At 47.7% G+C, this 22,327-nt stretch carries 15 protein-coding genes; 4 read left to right on the top strand and 11 right to left on the bottom strand.

The features are described from left to right. Positions 1-91: 91 nt before the first annotated feature. Positions 92-3,325, bottom strand: coding sequence for a choice-of-anchor tandem repeat GloVer-containing protein (locus tag HB364_RS10260; protein WP_167287897.1), 3,234 nt, complete (start codon positions 3,323-3,325; stop codon positions 92-94). Positions 3,326-3,578: 253 nt separating this feature from the next. Between HB364_RS10260 and HB364_RS10255 the strand changes: the two genes are divergently transcribed. Together HB364_RS10255 and HB364_RS10250 are read left to right on the top strand one after the other, a co-directional pair. After that, entirely contained in the window at positions 3,579-4,574 is a 996-nt protein-coding gene (locus HB364_RS10255; protein WP_167287896.1) for an SPFH domain-containing protein, read from the top strand. A gap of 110 nt (positions 4,575-4,684) precedes the next feature. Then, the gene (locus tag HB364_RS10250; protein WP_167287895.1) at positions 4,685-5,773 is read left to right on the top strand and encodes a hypothetical protein; all 1,089 of its coding nucleotides are present in this window, start codon (positions 4,685-4,687) and stop codon (positions 5,771-5,773) included. A 43-nt stretch (positions 5,774-5,816) separates the two neighbouring features. Here HB364_RS10250 and HB364_RS10245 read toward each other — a convergent pair whose 3' ends face one another. From HB364_RS10245 to HB364_RS10215, 7 genes are all read right to left on the bottom strand, one after another. Next, on the bottom strand, positions 5,817-6,383 hold the full coding sequence (locus HB364_RS10245; protein WP_167287894.1) for an ORF6N domain-containing protein: 567 nt from the start codon (positions 6,381-6,383) through the stop codon (positions 5,817-5,819). 108 nt (positions 6,384-6,491) lie between these two features. Beyond that, complete coding sequence (locus HB364_RS10240; RefSeq protein WP_167287893.1) at positions 6,492-7,853, bottom strand: glycosyl hydrolase family 18 protein; 1,362 nt, start codon at positions 7,851-7,853, stop codon at positions 6,492-6,494. A 62-nt stretch (positions 7,854-7,915) separates the two neighbouring features. Beyond that, positions 7,916-9,496 (bottom strand): SusD/RagB family nutrient-binding outer membrane lipoprotein, encoded by a 1,581-nt coding sequence (locus HB364_RS10235; RefSeq protein WP_167287892.1) that lies wholly within the window; start codon positions 9,494-9,496, stop codon positions 7,916-7,918. Positions 9,497-9,526: 30 nt separating this feature from the next. Then, entirely contained in the window at positions 9,527-13,015 is a 3,489-nt protein-coding gene (locus tag HB364_RS10230) for a SusC/RagA family TonB-linked outer membrane protein (RefSeq protein WP_167287891.1), read from the bottom strand. A gap of 25 nt (positions 13,016-13,040) precedes the next feature. Continuing rightward, positions 13,041-14,078, bottom strand: a complete 1,038-nt coding sequence (locus tag HB364_RS10225) for a FecR family protein (RefSeq protein WP_167287890.1) — start codon at positions 14,076-14,078, stop codon at positions 13,041-13,043. Positions 14,079-14,191: 113 nt separating this feature from the next. Beyond that, a complete protein-coding gene (locus tag HB364_RS10220; RefSeq protein ID WP_167287889.1) occupies positions 14,192-14,743 on the bottom strand; it encodes an RNA polymerase sigma factor in 552 nt (183 codons plus the stop codon). Positions 14,744-14,798: 55 nt separating this feature from the next. Next, a complete protein-coding gene (locus HB364_RS10215; RefSeq protein WP_167287888.1) occupies positions 14,799-17,405 on the bottom strand; it encodes an MGH1-like glycoside hydrolase domain-containing protein in 2,607 nt (868 codons plus the stop codon). A gap of 131 nt (positions 17,406-17,536) precedes the next feature. Between HB364_RS10215 and fdhD the strand changes: the two genes are divergently transcribed. Together fdhD and HB364_RS10205 are read left to right on the top strand one after the other, a co-directional pair. Then, complete coding sequence (fdhD, locus tag HB364_RS10210; RefSeq protein ID WP_167287887.1) at positions 17,537-18,361, top strand: formate dehydrogenase accessory sulfurtransferase FdhD; 825 nt, start codon at positions 17,537-17,539, stop codon at positions 18,359-18,361. Beyond that, the gene (locus tag HB364_RS10205; RefSeq protein ID WP_167287886.1) at positions 18,358-20,664 is read left to right on the top strand and encodes an FdhF/YdeP family oxidoreductase; all 2,307 of its coding nucleotides are present in this window, start codon (positions 18,358-18,360) and stop codon (positions 20,662-20,664) included. The genes fdhD and HB364_RS10205 overlap by 4 nt, the downstream gene beginning before the upstream one ends. 58 nt (positions 20,665-20,722) lie before the next feature. Here the strand turns inward: HB364_RS10205 and HB364_RS10200 are convergent, their stop codons facing one another. Genes HB364_RS10200 through HB364_RS10190 form a run of 3 tightly spaced genes read right to left on the bottom strand, consistent with a single transcriptional unit; the run spans position 20,723 to position 22,274 of the window. Further along, positions 20,723-21,145, bottom strand: coding sequence for a hypothetical protein (locus HB364_RS10200; RefSeq protein ID WP_167287885.1), 423 nt, complete (start codon positions 21,143-21,145; stop codon positions 20,723-20,725). An 11-nt stretch (positions 21,146-21,156) separates the two neighbouring features. After that, a complete protein-coding gene (locus tag HB364_RS10195) occupies positions 21,157-21,690 on the bottom strand; it encodes a YceI family protein (RefSeq protein ID WP_167287884.1) in 534 nt (177 codons plus the stop codon). Positions 21,691-21,701: 11 nt separating this feature from the next. Beyond that, positions 21,702-22,274, bottom strand: a complete 573-nt coding sequence (locus tag HB364_RS10190) for a YceI family protein (RefSeq protein WP_167287883.1) — start codon at positions 22,272-22,274, stop codon at positions 21,702-21,704. Positions 22,275-22,327: the final 53 nt, after the last annotated feature.

Here is a 22,327-nt window from a genome sequence, read left to right as displayed (position 1 = left end):
CAATCCCGTAAAATATACTCACCGGAAACATACCTGACAGGTTTTGCCTGCGACGCAAACGGAACCTTCAGGTATGAGGAAGCTTTCCGCCTTATTGGCGCATCAACCGTACCGGTTGCACTTTTTCAGTGCCCTGAAATACAACATGGTATATGCCTGCCGGCGCTTGCTGCATATTAATCCGCCTTACCTGGCTGCCTGGCTGAACCTGCCACTGTGCACGCATCATCAGTCTGCCTGTTGCATCATAAATAGCTATAGGAATTGTTTTACTGCCGGGGGAATAAACGGTAAATATAGCGTCGGGGCCCGCTACAGGATTAAGTGTCAATTGTATACTTAATGCCTGGCCTTGTTCCCGTTCCAGGGTAATAATTGACGAATAAGTAATGGCGCCGTTACTTTCCTTCATTTGCAGGCGGTAGTACGTTTTACCAGGCACAGGGTGTTGATCGGGAAACTGAAAAGGCTTGCCGCAGTCGGTTACAGTAGCCAATACAATGCCTATCTGGCTGAAGTGAACACCATCTGTGCTGCGCTCTACAATAAAATCAGTGTTTTCGGTGCAGGAGGCATTCCAGTGCAACCTGTTGGCCGTAGCTTCTGCCACACCTTTAAAATATTCCAGCTTCACGGGTAGGGCCGAGTAGGCCTTGCTGGCAAAATAAAAAGTAGAGAAAGAACTTACCTGCGCTGTATACACATAATCCAATCCCCAGGTAGTAGCGCCTGAGGTAAGCGGCAGGGCCGTGCCCCCTACACTGTTGGAACAGGCTGCGCTGCTTTTGAAGGGAGTAATATCGCTCACATTGAGGATGCCGGAGCCTGCCGTATTTTTGAGTGATTCAAATTCTGTTTTACGGATGTAAAAGCGAATGCTTACAGGTGTAACCGGCTGATTGTCGACCGTGATGGTAATATTGCGGTCGAGGTAAAAGCGGCCGGCCGCATCTTTGCGGGTAGCGCCGTTGTGTGTATAGAACTGCACAGTCACATTGCCCAGCACATTGCCATTGGCATTGATCTCCAGGACGGCGTTGCCGCCTTCATCCGTAAAGGGTACCCACTGGCCGGCATTAGCCGCAGTAATAGGCGTAATACCAATATTACTGCAGGAGCCGGGTGTGCCAGGCGCTACCAGCGCGGGCACTGTGATAAGATGTGTGGTAGTGGGCCTGTACCCATTGAGGGAAGTAAAAATGGTTTGCTCGTTATAGGTATTAAGAGCTGGGTTGTACTCATACAAGGCACCCCCGTATATCTGGCTGGCGCCATTACTGGCTACGCCATATAGTTTGTTATTGTGCAGTATCGTACCACCATTCGGAGAAATGCCACCAGGCATCTTGAATTGATGCTTTTGGGTATAGGCATTGGTAGCCAGGTCGTATTCATACAACACACCATCTACCCCTGCGCCGCCCTCATAGACCGTTGTACCATACAATTTATTATTGAACACTGCTATGGTACCCGAAGGTCTCCAGCCAGTCTCAGTTGAAAAATCAAACCTTTTGATAAAACCATTACCTGCCGGTATGTACTCAAACAAAGTACCCTTGTCATTAGTACCTCCTGCATTGCAGGTACCATATAGTCTCCCATTGTGTAGGGTAAGTGTGGCCTCAGGAATCCTGCCAAAGGAACCACCGAAGTGAACCCGCACAGTATACGTATTGGTAGCAGGATCATATTCATACAACACGCCCGCACCATTACTCCCACCAAGGGTGGTAGTACCATACAGCTTATTGTTGTAGAATACCGGTACACCTGTCGGTTGCTTGCCGGTAGCTTCGCTGAAATAATGCTTCACGGTATAATTGTCGTTCAATGGATCAAATTCATACAATACGCCGTCACCGCCATTACCGTACCTGGTAACACCATATAATTTATTATTGTACAACAGCATCCCTCCCTGGTTGTCGATACGACCAGTAGCTTCTGCCATATTATACCTTACCACGTAGGTGCCGGTGGCCAGGTCATAAGAGAAGATAGTTCCCCAATCATTGGCCCCTCCCTTCGCTGTAATGCCATACAGCTTACCGCTGTAATAGGTGAGCTTGCCCAGCGGCTCATATCCGTCATTGACCACCTTAAAGTCTTTCTTTTTGATAATTCCATTGGCAGCCGGGTTGTATTCAAACAAAGTGCCGAAACCCCTCAACCCGCCTTGATTCGTAACGCCGTAGAATTTATCATTCAGCAATACCAGTGTGGCATGAGGATATTTACCCATAGAAAGGCCACTGAAGTTGACCTTTTTGAGGTAAGTATTGGTAGCAGGATCATATTCAAAAAGGACACCCTCGCTACTTGAACCACCAAGCAGCGTAACACCGTAAAGCTTGTTATTGTACAAGAGCATTTCTGTACTGATGGTCGAGCCGTTCGTTTCCGAAAGGTCGATCTTTTTAACGAGGGTATTTTGTGCCGGATTGTATTCATAGATCACACCGTCACCATTGGCGCCTTTTGCCCGGGTACCACCGTATAGTTTGTTGTTGAATAGTACCAGTCCGCCCATCGGCCCCTCCGCGTCTATTGTATTCATATCTGCCTTTTTAACCACGGTGTTGGTAACGGGATTGAACTCGAATAGAGTACCGTCGTCCAGCAATCCTCCACCGAAACCCACACCATACAACCGGTTATTATAAGGCAACAATGGGCTGTGTACACTATGTCCCACCGTACTGTTCAATTCTGCCAGCTTTGCATACACGTTATTCACCGGGTCATAAGAAAATATCTCGCCGTCTGCTCCTCCGCCGGTACCATATAGTTTATTGTTGTATAACACAAGTCCTGCAGCGGGATTTTCACCGTTGCCATCCTGGAAATAATGCTTTACCGTCAGGCTGTTGGTAGCGGGATCATATTCATACAACATGCCATAGCCATTATTAGCGACGCCGGCACTTACAACACCATACAACCGGTTTTGAAATACCACCATGCTTCCCTGCGGGTAGCGGCCACCGATGCTGTAGAAGTCAACCTTTTTAGTATAGGTATTGGTAGCAGGGTTGTATTCATAGATCAATCCCATATTGAGCTGACCAGCTTCGGGTGTTACCCCATATAACCGGCCATTGCAGTATACCAGTCCATTGCGCGACGGGGAAGCCCCTGGCGTTTCTATCTCAAACGCATTGTGCGTTCTTACGCCGGTGCCATCGTATTTGGAAGAGAACAGGACACCCTGGTTATCAGAGCCGCCTTCTTCGGCGATGCCCCAGAACTGGTAAATGCCTTGAGCTGTACAGTGGATAAAGCCCAGCAGCATCGCGAAACATACTACGTATAATTTTTTCATACTAATGGTGTTTTAAGGAGCCCCGAAATTAGTATGGGCGGTAAGCTGGTTCAATAGACGCTTAACGGATGCGGGATTTGGGTTAACGGATGAGCAGCCAGCGGGAAACGCTATATTAGTGGTAAGTGGGGAGTGAGAAATAGCCTTGCCAATCAATAATTTATAATACCTCCTCTTTTCCTGTAATTTTTCCCTCCGCCCCGCTACTAACTGTATAAATTATTTTACCTTTCACGGTATAAAACAACTTTTTATGGGACTGTTTGATTTTATCAGGAACGAGTTTATTGAGGTCATTGAATGGGTAGATGATACCAATGACACCGTTATTTACAAGTTTCCTGACAAGGGTAACAAGATCATGAATGGCGCACAGCTCACCGTACGCGAATCGCAGGTAGCCGTATTGATGAATGAAGGAGAGTTTGGCGATGTATATATTCCCGGCCGACATGAACTGACCACACAGAACATGCCCATCACCACTACGCTGAAGTCGTGGAAATACCTGTTTAATTCGCCTTTCAAGGTGGATATTTTCTACGTAAGCACCAAACAGTTTACCAACCTGAAATGGGGCACCTCCAACCCTGTCATTGTACGTGATCCTGAGTTTAAGCAGGTGCGCCTGCGTTCTTTTGGTACGTACACCATGCGGATCATTGATCCCAAAAAGTTTATTAAGGAGTTTGCCGGCACCAACCCCTGGGTACGGATCGATGACGTAAGCGAACAGTTAAGGAATACGATTGTCAGCAAACTGGCCGAAGGCCTGGCAGAAGCTGGTATTTCGGTACTTGACCTGGCTGCCAACTTCACCGAGATCGGTGAGAAGTTAAAACCTGTTTTCCAGAAAGAGTTTGATACCTGGGGCATTGAGCTGGGTAAGTTCTATATAGAGAATGTAACCCTGCCCGAAGAAGTGGAGAAGATGCTGGACAAGACCACCCAGTTGAATATGCTGAGCGACAAGCTGAACCAGTTCAACCAAATGCAGGGTGGCATCGCTATCGAAAACCTGTCAAACAATCCCGGCGCAGCCAGCACGGCAGGTATTGGCGCAGGCGTTATTTTAACCAACCTGTTACAGCCACAACAGCAACAGAGCAATAATACGCCCGTTACTGATCCCAATGAAAAGCAAAAGCTGGTAGACCTGCTGAAGCAATTGGGCGAATTAAAAGCCCAGGGTGTTTTAACTGAAGATGAATTCAACCAAAAGAAAGCAGAGATACTGGGCAAGCTGTAACGCAGATTACACAGACTTGAATGCAGATTACGCAGATTTGAACACCGATTACATTGATTTGAATACGGTTTGCGAGGATTTAATCCTGGATTGATACGATAACACTATTCATGGAAACATCGACACAAGAACCCCTTTTACTTTTTCCCTGTCCCGGCTGTAACTCACAATTGTATTTCAATCCCCGGGCACAACAACTGGAGTGCGAACACTGCGGCACCAAAGTAGCTATTGATAAAGCAACAGACCTGATCAAGGAAAATAACCTGCGGCAACAATTTGCCGGCGCTACAGATACTACGGTTACTGTAGAGCAACTGGTATATAAGTGCGGCCGCTGTGGTTCCCAATCCGTGTTTACTACCGAAATGCCCACCTTTACCTGTAGTTTTTGCAATTATGAGGCGGTGAATCCCGTGGCCTATAAGACCCGGATTATACAGCCATCGGGCATGGTCCCTTTTGTGGTAGACCGGCAGCATTCCCTTGACATCTTCAAAACCTGGCTCGGGAAAGGCTGGTGGGCGCCCGGCGACCTGCAGCAGTTTGCCCGGCATGATGCCCTACATGGCATTTATCTTCCCTTCTGGACCTATGATGCGCAAACCCACAGTGAGTGGAGCGGTTATGGTGGACGCTATTATTACGAAACAGAATATTATACCGATGCACAGGGCAACCGTCAGTCAAGGCGGGTGCAGAAAACGGATTGGATCTACCGCACCGGTACCTATGATCATTTCTTTGATGACATCCTGATCGGTGGCGCTACAGAATTATCACAAGAGGAATACGAGAGCGTTTTCCCTTATCAATTAGGGGAACTGGTGAATTTTGATGCAAAGTATTTATCAGGCTGGAAGGCGGATGTATATGATATTGCTGTGAATGAGGGTTATGAAAAAGCGGAGGCTATGATGAATGATGCTATTCATGATGCCTGCGCCGACCTGCTCCGTATTGATACCTATAAAGGATTGGAGGTAAGTACTTCCTATTCCGATCAAACGTATAAGCATATTCTTTTGCCTATCTGGCTCTGTACTTATGCCTACAAAAATAAAACGTATCACTTCCTGATCAACGGCCAAACCGGCAAGATCCATGGCAAGAAGCCAGTTTCCGCCACCAAGGTGGTGTTGACCATCCTGGTTGTGTTGCTGATTATCGCGGCTATTGCTGTGTTTTCACAGGGGTAAGGATCGGCTCTGAGTAGCTTTACACTATTGGTCATTTCCGTTGCTATTTCTTAAATCCTATTCGTTGCCGGTCTTCCCATTTCTTTTGTTCTACTTTTTCATCTAATAAGTTTTCAATAGCATCATAAATGGCAGACAGTTGAACATCGTGCTCCCCCAGACGCTGTTTTATTTCATGAAACTGGGCCCTTAAATCATTCTGCATCAATGTTATACGCCTTATTTCCACAAAAGCTCTCATAATAGCAATGTTCATGTTTATGGCCTTATCTGAATTAAGGATACCGCTTAACATTGCTATTCCCTGCTCGGTAAAGGCATAGGGCAAATATTTGCTGTATTGCCCCCTGCCACTCTTTGAGGTTTCAATTTGCAACCTCAAAGGCTTTTTATCGTTGTCTAAGGTTTCAAATTGAAACCTTAGACATTCGGTTTCTTCTTTAGTAAGCTGAAACATAAAGTCTTGTGGAAACCGTTGAATATTCCGTTTAACAGCAAGGTTTAGAATTTTAGTTTCAGTTTCATATAAGGCTGCCAGATCCCTGTCCAGCATTACCCGCTCACCTCGTACTTCATAAATCCTGTTCTGAATACTCCTGATTATCTGCATATAAAAGTTTTAACAACTTACGTGCGAGGTAAACAGTGAGATTTAATAATAAAAAATATTTTTACTATATATGCCTGTCTCATGGATTATTCTTCATGGGCCATGTGTTTAATTCAATGCCCTGAAAGCGGCACGGAATAATGATTTGGTGCTATCGGCCGCGTCGGCATCCAGGTACCAGCCATATACACCCTTGTAATTACTTCCTTTAATGAAGGTGGCTTTCTCCTTAATTAAAGGCACCCCGTTGTAGTAGATGCCTTTTGAAGAGTTGATAAATTCTTTGTTATCGGCCGCCGCATCCAATGCCAATATACTTTTGTAGGTGGCGTAATCATAGGCGCCCCAACTGGCGCAGTTACCATTTGCATCCAGCTCATTATACCTTAACCCAAATACCGGAAGACCCACCACGATCTTTTCTGCAGGCAGGTGAAACTGCTGCCATATACCCGCGGCCGTCTTCATATAGTCGAGGGAAGAGGCTTGTCCTACGGGTGCACCCGGACCAACGTGAGTACCGTCTTCGAATGCCCGCACATTCACCCAGTCAAGCGGCGTAAGATCAGGATATTCCCAATGCTGCCATCCGGTCCCTGCTGTAATGGTAATAATAGCATTGGCCGGTAAGGCTGCCCTGAGTTCTGTAATAAACAAACCCAGTGCCGCCAGGTTGGCGCTATAATTGGGTGAGCCATTGAAATCGGTCATCATCACATCCACCCCGTCCATCCTGGTTGCTGCCAGGTAGTTTTTTACCTGTGTTACCAACCCTCCCCGGAGTGTGGCATTACGCAGCGCCGTACCCATATCATCACTTTCATAGAGCGCCCAGCCATCCACCGGCGTAAGCCGTCCAAACAGGGTAAGCAATACAGGTATACCACGGATATGCCCCCTGGCCACCAGTTCATCTGTCAACTGGTTAGCATTGCCCCTGGTAATATCCAGCGCTCCGTCTGCACTTATTCTACCGATCTGCGCTGCGAGGTGAGTAATAAAAGGCCATTTTACGTCGGTACCCAGGCCGTCATAACTTAAATAACCCATGACCACTTTATTGAAATGCTTACGGGTATAAGCCGCCGGCTTTACCACCACCTGCGAGCTGCGGGTAGACACCAGGCCATTGTGTTCCACTTCCAGCTTTATATTGTATTCTCCGCCCGCTGTTGGCACAAAGGCAAAACTGGTATCGGTTGATTTTACCTGGTCATTTACTTTCCAACTGATCTTTACTTTGCCGGCTGGAGAATAGGTAATACCACCATATTTTGCCGTATCATCCTGATCTATGATGATCGCCTGGGGAAAATTACCCTGGGCATAAAAGATCCTTGGATAATCCCCCTCGCCAAATTCAGGATCATCTGCAATGTTCTTTTTACAGGCATGCAACAAGGTGATGCATACGATCACAAAAATGGTCCGAGTGAAAAAAGGCAGCAGTTTTTTATTGATGATGCGCATACTATTGTGATTGATGATGTTCAAAAATGTGAACTATTATCAGAGGGGGTCGCCTTCATTACTTATGGCATATCCCACCAAACCCTGTTGCTCCAGTCGTCTTTACCACCCATGCGGGTAATGGCTTCACCGGCATTGGTGGCATTGAGTGATTTTTCGGAGATGGGATATTCCATACGCCTCGGCATCTGGGGGGCATCAGAGTAACCACTTTTGAATCCGGATGGCAGCACAGGAAATCCGCTTCTCCGCACGTTGGCATAGGCTTCAGGGCCATTCATAAAATAGACGATCCATAATTGTGTATTGATCTGCTGCAGCTCTTTACCTGGCTGCAGGGCATTATCAGCTATGAATTGGGTGATGGCGTCGTCGCTGATCGCGGGGGCATTGGGGTAGATGCTCAACTGGCGACAAGCTGCAGTCAGGCCATTTTTGTAATGCTCTTCGGCTGTTACGCCCAACTGTATGTTGAACCTTACTGACGCATCTGCCAGCAATAGTTCGGTTTCCGCGTAGCCCAAATGAAGAAAGGGCGCATTGGACGCTATCAGGAAATTAGATACCTGTATAAACTGTTCGTTATTGGAAACCGGTACGCCCTGCGCATCGGGTGTATTGATATAAATGGTGTTTTGCCAGTTGTCCCAGATAAAGTCAGCAGGCCGTACGCCAAAAGAACCTACCTGTGCTTTTACCTGTTCTGTAATATCAACGCGCTCAAAAGGCTTGAATGGCTTGTCGAGGTAATTACGCGCCATCACATAGAGGCGTGGGTCGTTGGTGTTTTGAAGGTGGGTAATAAAGGTGCTGGTCATTCTATAGCCAATGAGGTCTCCCTGGTTGAGGGCTGCGGATAAGCCATTGCCGCGAAGATCACTGTAATCATTCTGCACATTATCATGCCGCAGCAGACAGTTATCATCCTGTGTATCCATTACGCCTGCATTGTACGCCTTCTGCACTTCTTCTTTTGCTTTAGCCGGGTTCCGTTTTGCCAGGCGTAAAGCGAGGCGCAGGCGGAGGGAAGCGGTGAACTTTCTCCATTTGGCCACTTTGCCCTGGTAAAATGCGTCGTTGCTCACCAGGTCCTGCCCCTCGCTGAATTTGATAACGGCGGTATCCAGTTGTTTGAAAAAATCATTGTAAATGTCTTCCTGCTTATCATACCGGGGAGAAGATTTTCCCTTTGAATAAGCGGCGGATGCTTCTGCATAAGGAATGTCGCCATACAGATCGGTGAGGCGGGCAAACAGGTACACCTTCATTACACGGCACATACCATTGAGGTTCTTCGCGGTGTTATTGTTGCGGCTGCGCTCTTCGGCATCCAATATGTTCTTGATCTCGTTCACATAATTATCTTCCCACAAGAGGGAGGCATAGCGTTCCTGCTTTACATAGAACTGGCCGTATTGATTGACCCATGCACCGCCGATATGTCCTACCAACGGCATCGTAAGTATTACGCCCAGTCTTTCCTGTACATTCAGATCTCCGGAGAACTTCTGCTGTACATAACCCAGTTGAATAGCGGGATCAAGGTTGGAAGATTTGGTAGGGTCTGTATTGATGTCGCCAAATTTCTTACAGGAGGTTACCAACATCACTGTAAATACCAGGAGGCATATATATTTTTTCATAACAGTTTATTATTGGTTGTTGACTTCCTTTTAAAACTTTACGTTCAGGTTGATGCCCCAGCTTCTTCTGCCCGGCAATGAGCCGTATTCCAGCCCCTGTCCGTTACCATTGTTATAGTTGGAATCAGGGTCAACGTTGGGAACGCTTTTATGAATGATGAAAGGATTGCGGCTTACTACAGCCAGCGAAATAGATTGGGCACTTATTTTCTTTGACCACCGGGCGGGCAATACACAGGAGAGTACAATTTCCCGCATTTTGATGTAGCTGGCATCGTAGACAAACGGAGGGGCAATACCTTTATCATCTCCGTAGTAAAGAGGCCAATAAACATTGGGATCAACGGGTTTTGTGTTGGTGCTATAGATTGGTTTACCATCCGGGTCTGTTCCTGTTTGTACCACGCCCTGGGGAACGTATCCCTGTGCGTTGCCCGATGCCATCCATTCCTCTATTGTTTTATTTGCTGCCAGCCTTGCTTCTTCGGATTGGATCCATTCTTTCCTGCCTGCCAATGTCATTTTATGCTGACCGCGTGTTACTGCAAACAGGTTGGTCATGGAAAACAGATCGGCGCCTGTTTTTATATCAATTACAGCGGTCAGGGAAATGTTCCTGTAGCGGAATGTATTGGTGAGACCGCCTGTCCAGTCCCAGGTCCCTTTGCCCACCGGTACGCGCTCATCGCCGGCCAATGGATGCAGGGTAATGGGATCAAGAATGATCTGTCCGGTGGGTGTACGCTGGTAATCATAACCCAGCATGGTACCATACGGCAGGTTGGGTTCCGCGATCACTGAAATACCCAGCCATCTTGCATCGGAGAGGGTAATATAGGTAACCCCCTCAGCGAGTGATTTGACGGTATTCTTATTATGCGCAGCATTGGCTGCCACCTCCCAGGTAAAATTTTTGGTAACCACCGGCTTACCGGTTATTAGTATTTCAATGCCTGTATTGGTAATGTTACCGGCATTAATGATCCGTGTGGCAAATCCACCGGAAAAGGGGATATTGATCTGGTTGATCTGGTCCCTGGAGTTTTGCGTATACCAGGTAAATTCCAGTCCGAGCCTGTTATCCAGGAATTTCATATCTGTACCGGCTTCAAAACTGCGGGTACGGGTAGGCCTCAGGTAAGGGTTGGGGTTGGACGTATTGGCAATAGCACCAATAACGGTGGAGGAAGGCTGCAGGGGATTTAATACATAGTTCAGGTTTAGCTGGTAAGGATCAGTGTCATTGCCTACTTCCGCTGCAGAAGCCCGTACTTTCAGGTAGTTCAGGAATTTGCTCTTTATATCCAGTGCATCCGACACAATGAAGGAGGCGCCCAGTGAAGGATACCAGTAACTATTGTTGGCAACAGGCAGGGAGGAAGAGATATCCCGCCTGATGGTGGCATCCAGGAACAGGTAACCATGATAGCCGAGGCTGAGGGTTGAATAGAATGAATTGTTCCTTTTCCTGATATTGGTTTCAGTAACGGTATTTGTTTTGAAGCTGTTGAAAGCTACGGCATCCGTGACCACCATATTGGTGCCAGCCTTGGCGGTACCCCGGTTCCTATAGAACTCCATGCTTCCGCCAATATTAACAGCGCCATCGAAACGGCCAACCTGCTTTTTCATAGTGATCAACATGTCTGCTGAAGTATAGGAGAACCTGGTATCTGTGCCGTCCAACCGGCCGGTCAATGCACCGGGTGTAGTGGGCGGACTGAATTTCTGGAAGCCCAGGAAGGTAAAGTCATTATTGATCCTGCCTTGCAGAGAGAGCCAATAGGTTGGGTTATAGTTGAGCTGTATGATGCTCATGAGCCGGTCTTTCCGGGTGACATTGCTCATACGGTTAATAACCCAATAGGGATTGAGGTGGTATTGACCACCGCCCCACTCTACGTATTGGCCAAACTGATCCTGGTAACCTTTTTCAAAAACCTGCTGATCAACATTATTGGCAAGACCCACGAAATTGAAGCCTATGTTACTGGGGTCATCGGCCAGGCCGGGCCTGTTCTTAACGTATTCATTCATATAAGTAGCCCGTACATCGATGTTGAATTGCGTACCTATTTTACTGGTACCCCGTAGCGTAAAGGTGTTACGGTTGAGGTAGCTTTTGGGTACTATATCATTATTGTACAGGTTGCTGTAAGAGAACCGGAAACTGCTGTTCTCATTACCCCCGGTGAGGGAAATATTATTGGCAAAAGTGGTGCCGGTACGGAAGAAGTTTTCAATGTTGTTCTTTACAAGGCCATAGGGAGCCGTACCTCCATCGAAGGAAGGAATGGTAAGATTGCGATCGAGCCTGGCGCCGAAGTTGGAGAATAAGGTATTCCTGGAAATGAGCTGACTGGTAGGGATATTGCCATTCATGCCCTGTCCGTATTCATACTGGTTATCATCGGCGCGGGTGAGCAGGGTTTCAAAGGTGGCGGTTGAATTGATCTCCACGCCCAGGGTTTTACGCGCTGATCCTTTTTTGGTAGTGATCATAATGACACCATGGCCTGCACGGCTTCCATAGAGGGCAGAAGCGGCGGGCCCCTTGAGTATGGAAATGGTTTCTACATCATTGGGGTCAATGGCGGAGATGGCATCGCCCAGGTCAAAACCCGATGCATATTTATCATTGCTGGAAGCGCCGTAGTTGGAATTATCCATAGGCACTCCATCCACTACATACAGGGGCTGGTTATTGCCGGTAATATCAGTATTCCCTCTTATGAGTACTTTGGCCGCGCCTCCGGGGCCGCCTGCCGTATTGCTGATGATGAGACCGGGAACCCTGCCGGCCAATGTATTGATCACATTGGGCTCACGGGCTTTGTCAATGGCATCTCCTTTAACTTCTCCTACCGCATAGCTGAGGGCCTTTTTCTCCCGCTTAATACCGAGCCCCGTAACCACTACTTCACTCAGGTTCTTTGCAGAAGATACCAACGTGATCGTTACCGGCTGATTGAGCGATTCCACCTGCATCATTTTATCTTCATAGCCAATACAGGTGAACACCAGCCGGGTCCTTAATTCAGCCGGTATTTCAAAAGCGCCCCCCTTATCAGAGACAACGGTGATCTTTAATCTGGCATTATGAATACTTACCGAGGGCAGTGGTTCGCCTGTTTCAGTAAGCACTTTACCTTTCAATACCGTATTGATCTCAGGGCTATCCACGCTGATGGCCTTTACCGTTACGGTATTGTTCTTTAATTGATAGGTAAACCCTGCCAGGGCGCATACTTTATCCAGCAGGTCCTTTAACCGGTAACTGGCCGCAGGCAGGGAGATCTTTTTGGTGAGGTTTACTTTGCCTGCATCATAGGCAAAACGAACGCCTGCCTTTTGGGTAATTTCACTGAAGACCTTTTCCACCGGTGTATTTGTAAAACCGATCTGCACCATGGGGCTCTCCTGGGAGAAGCCTGATACAGGCAACAATGAAAATAAAAACAGGGCGGCGACGCTGAGCAAAAGGAGGCCCTTGCCCACAGCTTTGGTTGTGTAGGTCATAAGCAGTTTTGTTTAAGCAGCCTGGTTAAAAGGCGATGTTGACGGTTTGGTTTTGGATCGTATATTTTAGATCATAGGTAAATTCCAGGGACGACAGTATTGATTCCAGTTGGTCTGCCCTGAACTCTCCTGTAAAACTGATGTCCTTTACGTTGTTGGCGGTAATGACGAGCTTTTTATCAAAATACTCTTCAATGATGCTTTTTACCTGTTCCCAGTTTGCTTTTCTGAAGATGATCAATCCTTTGGTCCAGTTAACGAGCGCGTCTTTATCGAATGTTGATTTTACCAATTGTTTTTCCTGATCATAGATGGCCTTTTCATAAGGCACCAGGTGAACAGATGATTGCCCTTTCACGTCAATCCTTACCTTACCGGTGAGCAGTGATACGGTAGTAGGAGCCGCGTTGGAAGACTGATGTATGTAAAAGGAGGTACCCAGCGCCGTCGTATTCACCTCGCCACTGATAACCGTAAATGGCTTATCCGGATTTTTGGTTACCTGGAAAAAAGCAGTTCCATTCAGCAACACTTCCCGGTTCTTATTATTAAAGCCAGGCGCCAGGCTGATGGAAGAGTTTCCATTTAATATTACTTCACTTCCGTCGGGCAGGGTAATATGCCTGATATCGCCCTGTGTAACCGCGAATGCTACAAAATCTTTCTCCGGTGTACGGCGTTCGCCGGAGGAGGGAAAGAAGAACCAGGTAGCTACTGCTATGATGAATACTGCGGCAGCAGCCGGCCATGCATAACGCAAGAACGGTTGTTTCCGCCGGTTTGCATTGGCTATGATTGCCTGGACCTGCACCGGTTCACTTCCGGCGCTGATCAATTGCCGCAGTTTTGCCAACTCTACCTCTTTATTGACGTTGATCGCCTGCTGCTCCTTCAGTATAAAGAAGAGGTGGGAGGCCTGCATAAACACTTCCTGGTTCACCTGGCCCCTATCCTTCCGGTTTTTCCATTGCACCACATCGGCCTCATTGTTCTGAAGCAGGTAGTTTACAAAGGATCCGTCGGACAGATAGTCTTCTGTTGTGTAGTTCTTATAATCAGGCATACAAAAGGTTATAGGGTAAAAAGCCATGCCTACACCGGCAAACCATCCCCTATATTTATATAAGATACCGGGCAGGGAATGTTTTTACCGCCGTTTGGGAAAGTTTTTTTTGCCTACTGCTCAAATATTTTCTTCAGGGCCTTGATGCTTTCGTGGATGCTGTTGTACACGGTGCGGACGGAAAGATCCAGTTGAAGGGCAATTTTCTCGTAGCTCATTTCTTCTATAAACCGGAGTTTGATGAGCTCCTGTTGCCGCAGGGTAAGATGGTTTAAAAGCTGTGCGGCCCGTTGTTTGAGCAATTCATATTCCTGTAGCTCAATGAGGGTTTCTTCCACGGAAGCAGTGGAAGCAATAAAATTCTCGGTGTTGGTGTGAATGGGTACCAGTTTATGGTCCTGCTTTTGGATCGCGCGCAGCATCCTGTTCTTAAAACAGGTAAACAGGTAGGCTTTGGGATGTGTGGCTTCGGGCAATTTATGGCGGTTGGCCCAGAGGCCTGCAAATACGAGGTTGATGGAATCTTTGCTGTCATTAATATTGCCACAAAGCCTCAGGCCATATTGCAGCAATTCATCATAATGTAACTGGTACAAGGCATACAAAGCTTTTTCATCACCATGGCGTAGCTGATCCCATAAAGCAGTATTAGTTGATGATGTCATATTGTAGGCCTGCGCCTAAAGTAATAATTTCCGTCATCAATTACAAAAAAGCTCCTCAACTGTTTTTCATGATGATAAGGTTGGCTATCAGGCCCGTCCAGCCGGTTTGATGGGAGGCGCCAAGGCCTTTGCCGCTATCGCCATGAAAGTATTCATAGAACAGGATATGGTCTTTGAAGTGAGGGTCTTGCTGCAGCTTTTCATTGTTGCCGAAAACGGCCCTCCTGCCCTGCCCGTCTTTCAGGAATATTTTCAACAACCGGTTGGCCAGCTCAGTGCCCACCTCTTTGAGCGTCATATACTGGCCTGACGCAGTAGGATACTCTATTTTGAAGTCATCACTATAATAAAAATGGTATTTACGCAGACTTTCAATGATGAGAAAGTTCATCTGCATCCAGATAGGCCCACGCCAGTTGGAATTGCCGCCATACATACCACTGTCACTTTCCCCGGGCACATACTGTACTTTCAGCTCACCACCATTGACATGAATGCTATATGGATGTTCCCCATGTTTTTTTGACAACGACCGTATGCCATAGTCACTCAGGAACTCTGTTTCATCCAGCATGCGGCTGAGCAATCTTTTCATACGGTACCCACGCAGCAGGCCCAGCAGGTGCACATCCCCTTTGCCATCTTCATACCAGCGGGATACCAGCAAAGCAAGATCGGGCCGGTGATCGAGGAACCACTGCATGCGTTCTGCAAATACAGGATTGTTCTGGAGTGTTTCTTCGGTGATCACTTCTACGGCAAACAACGGTATCAATCCCACCATGCTCCTCACCTTTAGTTTCGTGATGCTTTTGTTCTGCACGCGGATCTGGTCATAAAAGAATTCGTCTTCTTCATCCCACAAACCGGTATTCCCCCGGCCCATGCTGGCCATGGCGCCCGCTATGTACAGGAAATGCTCAAAGAATTTGGTGGCCATGCCGGTATAGGCCTTGTTGTGGGTAGACAGTTCCAGTGAAATGTGCAGCATGTTGAGGGCATACGAAGCCATCCAACTGGTGGCATCAGCCTGTTCCGCCGTTACCCCTTCCGGTAAGGGGGCGCTTCTGTCAAACACCCCGATATTATCCAGGCCCAGGAAGCCGCCTTCGAAAATATTGCTTCCCTGCCTGTCTTTCCGGTTTACCCACCAGGTAAAATTGATGAGCAATTTATGGAAGAGAGACTCCAGAAAGTCATAGTCTTTTTTCCCTTTGGCCCGGGCATCCTGCCGGAATACCCGGTACACCGCGCCTGCATGTATAGGAGGATTGACGTCACCCAACGCCCACTCATAAGCCGGCAACATGCCGGCGGGCTGCATGTACCACTCTTCCGTGAGCAATTGTAACTGGTGCTTGGCAAAGTCCGGATCTACCATACCAAGGGTAACGCAATGAAAACCCAGGTCCCAGGCTGCATACCAGGGAAACTCCCATTTGTCGGGTACCGATAAAATGTGCTCATTGTTCACCTGCCGCCAGTCGGCATTGCGTCCCTTCAACCGTTCGGCCGGTGGAGGTGGCATGGCAGGATCTCCATCCAGCCATTGCTGTACTTTATAGGAATAGAATTGTTTGTTCCACAACATGCCGGCAATGGCCTGCCGGTGCACCAGCTTCTCATCCGCATCCTTAATGGTGTGCTGCAAGTGGTCATAATAACTATCAGCCTCCCTTACCCGCTCTTCAAACAGCTTATCAAAATCATTGAAGGGAGTGGCTGTTTTATGATCACAAAGGCGGAGTCTGATGGTATGCGATTGCCTGGCAGGTACTACGATGTCAAAGTCAATCGCCGCCTTGGTGCCTTCCATGGTAGGATTCACGGAATCTTTGCCATGTATGAGGTGATCGGCAATGCCATCCTTGGGATAAGGATGCTTATTATCATAGTTGTACAGGCGAAGGGTATTGGTTTCATTTTCACAAAACAAGGCATTGGCCTTTTCTTCATAGTACAGGAAAGAAACCGCTACATCTTTGTGCTTAATACCGATGGCATTATCATCTACCTGATACAACACGGGTTTATAATCCTGCCGGCCCCAGCTCCAGGTATTGCGAAACCAGGCAGTGGGTAGTACATGCAGGCTGGCCGTTTCCGGCCCCCGGTTGTGAATGGTTATTTTTACCAGTATATCATCGGGACCTGTCTTGGCATATTCCACCAACACATCAAAATATTTGTCTTCATTGAAAAGGCCTGTATCCAGTAATTCAAACTCTTCTTCCAGGCGAGAGCGTCGGCCATTTTCCTGTACCAGCCATTCATACGGAAATTCCTGCTGCGGGTACTTGTACAGCATCTTCATATAGGAGTGGGTAGGCGTGGCATCGAGGTAATAGTAAAGCTCTTTTACATCCTCCCCATGATTACCTTGCTGATTGGTAAGACCAAAGAAACGTTCTTTTATAATGGGGTCTCTTTTATTCCATAACGCCAGTGCAAAACACAACAGTTGCTTGTCATCACTGATGCCGGCAATGCCTTCTTCTCCCCAGCGCCAGGCCCTGCTGCGCGCCATATCGTGGGTGGTATAGTTCCAGGCATCGCCATTGGCGCTGTAATCCTCCCGTACGGTCCCCCATTGCCTGTCGGACACATACGATCCCCATCTTTTCCATTCAAGCTGTTCTAAACGTTGCTGTTCTGCATTCATGGTATTACTTTCTTCTTATTACACGGGCTTCGACAGGCTCAGCCTGACATGAAAGACATAACAAAGATAACCCGCTAAGGTTGAAGTGTTAAAATAGAGGTAACTTTCAGGTATCAATTAACAGGGTAATTATGGAAATCAGTGCAGTTACCACCTTAACCATCCGGAAAGTGCAGGCCGGGCAGGTATCATTGTCAGATGATGTGCTGGCTATTGAGGAACCATTGGAGCTACAATTAGTATATGGTGCTGAACGTAAACAACGGAATGTATCCGTTACCATGCGTACGCCGGGACAGGATGAAGAACTGGCCGCCGGCTTCCTGTTTACAGAAGGGATTATTCAAAGCCGGCAGGAGATAGCAAGCATACCACAGGTATTGCCGGGCATGAATACGGTACAGGTAATCCTCCAACCTGCTATTACGCCCCGGCTGCAGCAGGCCGACCGTAATTTTTATACTACCTCCAGTTGCGGCGTATGCGGCAAGGCCAGTATTGATGCCATTAAAACGGTAACAGTTTTTAATACCCTGCCCGATGAGCTGCTGATCACAGAAGCTGTATTGCATGGCTTGCATGCCAGTCTGTTGAAGCAACAGGCAATCTTTGACAGCACAGGCGGCCTGCATGCTTCTGCCCTGTTTACACCGGATGGCCATTTCTGTATGTTGCGGGAAGATGTGGGCCGGCATAATGCGCTGGACAAACTGATCGGTGCCGCTTTGCTGCAGGACCAGTTGCCGCTGCATAACAGGATACTGTTACTCAGCGGTCGCGCCAGCTTTGAACTGATACAGAAGGCGGCAATGGCAGGCATTAAGGTAGTGGCGGCCGTGGGCGCCCCTTCCAGCCTGGCCGTATCACTGGCACAGGAATATGATATGACGCTGATAGGCTTTTTACGGAATGAACGTTTTAATATTTATTGTGGCTCCAAACGCATACAGCTATGAATGAGCATACATCACCCATACCGGGAGCAGAAAATCCTGAGCTTTTTACAGGATTAAAACTGGAGCCTGTAAAAACAACAGCCGCCGGTATGCCGGCTGTACTGAACAGCTTCAAACACGTATTCCGGGAGGCAGGGATTGTGCGTGGACTGAAAGCGTTGGCACAACTGAACCAAAAGGGAGGCTTTGACTGTCCCAGTTGCGCCTGGCCCGATCCGGATGATGAACGCAGCGGTATAGCAGAGTATTGTGAAAATGGCGCCAAGGCAGTAGCCGAAGAAGCTACAGCAAAGAAGTTAACAGCAGCATTCTTTTCTCAACATAGTGTATCAGAATTGGCGGCACTTACCGATTATGAGATCGGACGGCAGGGACGCATAGCGCAGCCCCTGTATCTTCCCCAAGGCGCTACCCATTACCAGCCTATTTCCTGGGAAGCTGCTTTTGACAAGATAGCAGTCGCGCTAAACAGCCTTGCTTCGCCCAATGAAGCTATCTTTTATACATCAGGACGCACCAGTAATGAAGCGGCTTTCCTCTACCAGTTGTTTGTACGCGCTTATGGCACCAATAACCTGCCCGATTGCAGCAATATGTGTCATGAAAGCAGTGGCGTAGCATTGGGGGAATCGCTGGGCATTGGCAAGGGATCGGTAAAACTGGAAGATTTTTATGAAGCGGAAGTGATCATGATCCTGGGACAAAATCCCGGCACCAATCATCCACGCATGCTTACGGCCCTGCAGAAAGCAAAGGCCAATGGCGCGCTGATCATATCGGCGAATCCACTGCCCGAAGCGGGATTGATGGGATTTAATAATCCGCAGCAACTGAAAGGCCTGCTGAATAGGGGAACGGCGCTTACCGATGTGTTCCTGCCCGTGAAGATCAATGGCGATATGGCCCTGCTGCAGGCGCTTGAAAAACTATTGCTGCAGGCGGAAGCACAGGAACCGGGCAAGGTGCTGGACCCTGGTTTTATCAGCAGCCGTACTACAGGATATACAGAGTTTGCACAACACCTGCAACAGCAGGATATGGAAGCGTTGGTACAAGCCTGTGGTATTGACCTGCCACAGTTGCAGGAAGTAGCCGGCTTGCTGAAGTATAAAAAGAAGATGATCGTATGCTGGGCCATGGGCCTCACCCAACATAAGAATGCCGTAGATACGATCAAGGAGATTGTGAATTTATTACTGCTCAAGGGAAGTATCGGGAAAAAAGGAGCAGGCACCTGCCCGGTACGTGGACACAGCAATGTACAGGGCGACAGAACGATGGGCATTTATGAAAAACCCTCTGTGCGCTTCCTGCAGGCCATTCAGCACAGTTTTGGATTTACGCCACCGGCAGCGCCCGGATGGGATGTGGTGGAAGCTATCAAGGCTATGTATGGTGGGAAGGGGAAGGTATTCTTTGCGATGGGCGGTAATTTCCTGTCTGCTACGCCCGACACGCAATACACGGCAGCCGCTTTGCGAAAATGCCTGTTGACGGTGCAGGTATCTACCAAACTGAACCGCAGTCACCTGGTGCATGGAGAAGAAGCGTTGATACTCCCCTGCCTGGGACGCAGCGATAAGGATATGCTGCATGGCGAAGAACAATTTGTGAGTTGTGAAAACTCCATGGGCGTTGTTCAATCCTCCAAAGGCGTTTTATCGCCTGTATCCCATGAGCTGCTGAGTGAACCGGTTATTGTTTGCCGCCTCGCCAAAGCGACGCTGGGCAACCGCAGCACCATAGACTGGGATAAGTATCTGCAGCATTATGATCGCATACGGGAAGATATAGAACGGACCATTCCTGGTTTTGAGCAATATAATGAACGGGTGCGTATACCGGGCGGATTTTACCTGCCCAATTGCAACCGGGAAGGGAATTTTGACACAGCCAGCCGGAAAGCACATTTCAATATTGCTACGCCACTCACTCTGCAATTAGCGCCCGATGAGTTGCTGATGATGACGATCCGCAGCCATGACCAGTTCAATACCACTATTTATGGACTGGACGACCGCTATCGCGGCATTTACCATGAGCGCCGGGTAATACTAATGAACCAGGGCGATATGAATAAGCGGGGATTACAAAGCGGTGATGTAGTGGACCTGTTCAATTACCATGATGGCGTGGAAAGAGTAGCCCGGCGGTTTATTGTAGTGCCCTATCCTATTCCGGCCGGTTGCACCGCTACGTACTTTCCTGAAACCAATGTACTGGTGCCTATTAGCAGCGTGGCCGATAAAAGCAATACGCCTACTTCCAAGTATGTGATATTACAGGTAAAGAAACATATATAAACAAAAAGGCTGCCCTTTACGGAGCAGCCTTATATATCTTACCTACAATGCCTACCAATTAAATGCCTGCCGGTTTATCATAATTCTTTGTTACCTGTTGAATAAACAGGGGCTTGAGCGTGAACCAGGCCAGTGCCGGGAAGAAGTGCATGGGCACTGTAAGTCCCGGGAACAGCTCCGGCATCTCCACATCCAGCGGAAGCCGGGCGGCCAGCGGAGCCAATATGCTCGCAAAGCTCAATATGGTCAATAAGAAGTTGAATACAATCTCTCCTTTGTTTTTCAGGAGCTTGTTCAAAAGCCAGTATCCTACTCCTGCCAATACGCCACCTAATACCGAGCCTACTATGATAGAAGTAGTGCTGGCTACGGTGGAGAAATCGGCGCCCAGCGATGAGGTGTATACCCGGACATAGATCAGGGAAGCCACACCGGCCAAAACACCGGCCAAAAGCCCTAATAAGAATGATCTTTTAAACATGGACGTACCTTTTATTTTTTGGTAACAGGTACATATACTTCAATCTTCACCTGTCCTGCTGCACCTGCTGCCGGTTTTCCAATTCCATAATCGCTGCGGTTCACACTGAAGGAACCGGAAAACACCGCTTCATTGCCTTTGGGTACAAAGGAGAAAGGAATGGTGATCTCTTTCTTTACACCATGCATTTCCAGTGTACCGGTGGTTTGCCAGCTACTGCCAGCCTTGCTGATTTTGGAAGAGGTAAATGTGATCTGTGGGTATTTGGTGGCATCAAACCAATCGGCGCCTTTGGCATGTTTGTTCTGCATGCCATTGCCGGTATTAATAGAGGCCACATCAATACTCACCGTAAATTTGGAAGTTGCCAGGTTCTGCTCATCAAAAACGATCGTACCGGTAAAGGTTTTAAATATGCCGGAAGCATCCTCCCCGGAGAATTTGATACTATAATCTTTTTTGATGTCCCAGTTCTTGGCTACAGAGAAAGCAAACACTGCTGTAAGAACAAGCAGTGTTGCAAAGGATAAAACGATTTTCTTCATCTGTTACCGGATTAGTCTTTAACAAATTCAAAGTCGCCCGTGATGGCTACTTCGTCAGCCAGCATGGCAACCGGCATACCGGTAGCGATACCGAAATCAGTACGCTTGATAGTTCCGGTCACTTTGAAGCCAACCAGTTCTTTTTTGCTTTGCGGGTTAACAGCAGTACCAACCAGTACAGCATTCAATTCTATTTTCTTAGTAACGCCATGCAGGGTAAGATCGCCGGTTACTTTGAAAGTTTTGTCCTTTACCTTTTTGAAGGAAGTGCTCTTGAAAGTAAGCTCAGGGTATTTGGCAGCATCAAAGAAATCAGCGCCCTTCAGGTGCTCATTCCTCATTTCATTGTAAGTGTCAATGCTGGCTACTTTTGCATTCAGCTCTACTACTGCATCAGAAAAATCGGCAGCCGTATTGGTAATGGAGATGGTGTAATCTTTAAACTGCCCATTGGCGCTGGCAATGCCCATATGGGTAACACTGAAACCAAATCTTGAATGCACAGCGTCTGATTTCCAGGAGCTGTTAGGAAGTGTAAAGGATAAGAGTGCAACTGCTACTAAAACTGTAATTGATTTAAACATGGGTGATTGTTTTTATCGATTTTTAATGTAAGCTCTTTTTTCAGGTATTTATT

It is taken from the genome of Paraflavitalea devenefica, from assembly GCF_011759375.1.
Lineage (GTDB): Bacteria > Bacteroidota > Bacteroidia > Chitinophagales > Chitinophagaceae > Paraflavitalea > Paraflavitalea devenefica.
This window is presented reverse-complemented; position numbering and strand designations above follow the sequence as displayed.

What these genes read in the sequence shown, in the direction of transcription:
- HB364_RS10190 (WP_167287883.1), bottom strand. Translation starts at nt 22,274, where the DNA reads ATGTTTAAATCAATTACAGTTTTAGTAGCAGTTGCACTCTTATCCTTT.
- fdhD (WP_167287887.1), top strand. Translation starts at nt 17,537, where the DNA reads ATGGAAATCAGTGCAGTTACCACCTTAACCATCCGGAAAGTGCAGGCC.
- HB364_RS10195 (WP_167287884.1), bottom strand. Translation starts at nt 21,690, where the DNA reads ATGAAGAAAATCGTTTTATCCTTTGCAACACTGCTTGTTCTTACAGCA.
- HB364_RS10240 (WP_167287893.1), bottom strand. Translation starts at nt 7,853, where the DNA reads ATGCGCATCATCAATAAAAAACTGCTGCCTTTTTTCACTCGGACCATT.
- HB364_RS10205 (WP_167287886.1), top strand. Translation starts at nt 18,358, where the DNA reads ATGAATGAGCATACATCACCCATACCGGGAGCAGAAAATCCTGAGCTT.
- HB364_RS10260 (WP_167287897.1), bottom strand. Translation starts at nt 3,325, where the DNA reads ATGAAAAAATTATACGTAGTATGTTTCGCGATGCTGCTGGGCTTTATC.
- HB364_RS10225 (WP_167287890.1), bottom strand. Translation starts at nt 14,078, where the DNA reads ATGCCTGATTATAAGAACTACACAACAGAAGACTATCTGTCCGACGGA.
- HB364_RS10255 (WP_167287896.1), top strand. Translation starts at nt 3,579, where the DNA reads ATGGGACTGTTTGATTTTATCAGGAACGAGTTTATTGAGGTCATTGAA.
- HB364_RS10245 (WP_167287894.1), bottom strand. Translation starts at nt 6,383, where the DNA reads ATGCAGATAATCAGGAGTATTCAGAACAGGATTTATGAAGTACGAGGT.
- HB364_RS10250 (WP_167287895.1), top strand. Translation starts at nt 4,685, where the DNA reads ATGGAAACATCGACACAAGAACCCCTTTTACTTTTTCCCTGTCCCGGC.
- HB364_RS10235 (WP_167287892.1), bottom strand. Translation starts at nt 9,496, where the DNA reads ATGAAAAAATATATATGCCTCCTGGTATTTACAGTGATGTTGGTAACC.
- HB364_RS10200 (WP_167287885.1), bottom strand. Translation starts at nt 21,145, where the DNA reads ATGTTTAAAAGATCATTCTTATTAGGGCTTTTGGCCGGTGTTTTGGCC.
- HB364_RS10220 (WP_167287889.1), bottom strand. Translation starts at nt 14,743, where the DNA reads ATGACATCATCAACTAATACTGCTTTATGGGATCAGCTACGCCATGGT.
- HB364_RS10215 (WP_167287888.1), bottom strand. Translation starts at nt 17,405, where the DNA reads ATGAATGCAGAACAGCAACGTTTAGAACAGCTTGAATGGAAAAGATGG.
- HB364_RS10230 (WP_167287891.1), bottom strand. Translation starts at nt 13,015, where the DNA reads ATGACCTACACAACCAAAGCTGTGGGCAAGGGCCTCCTTTTGCTCAGC.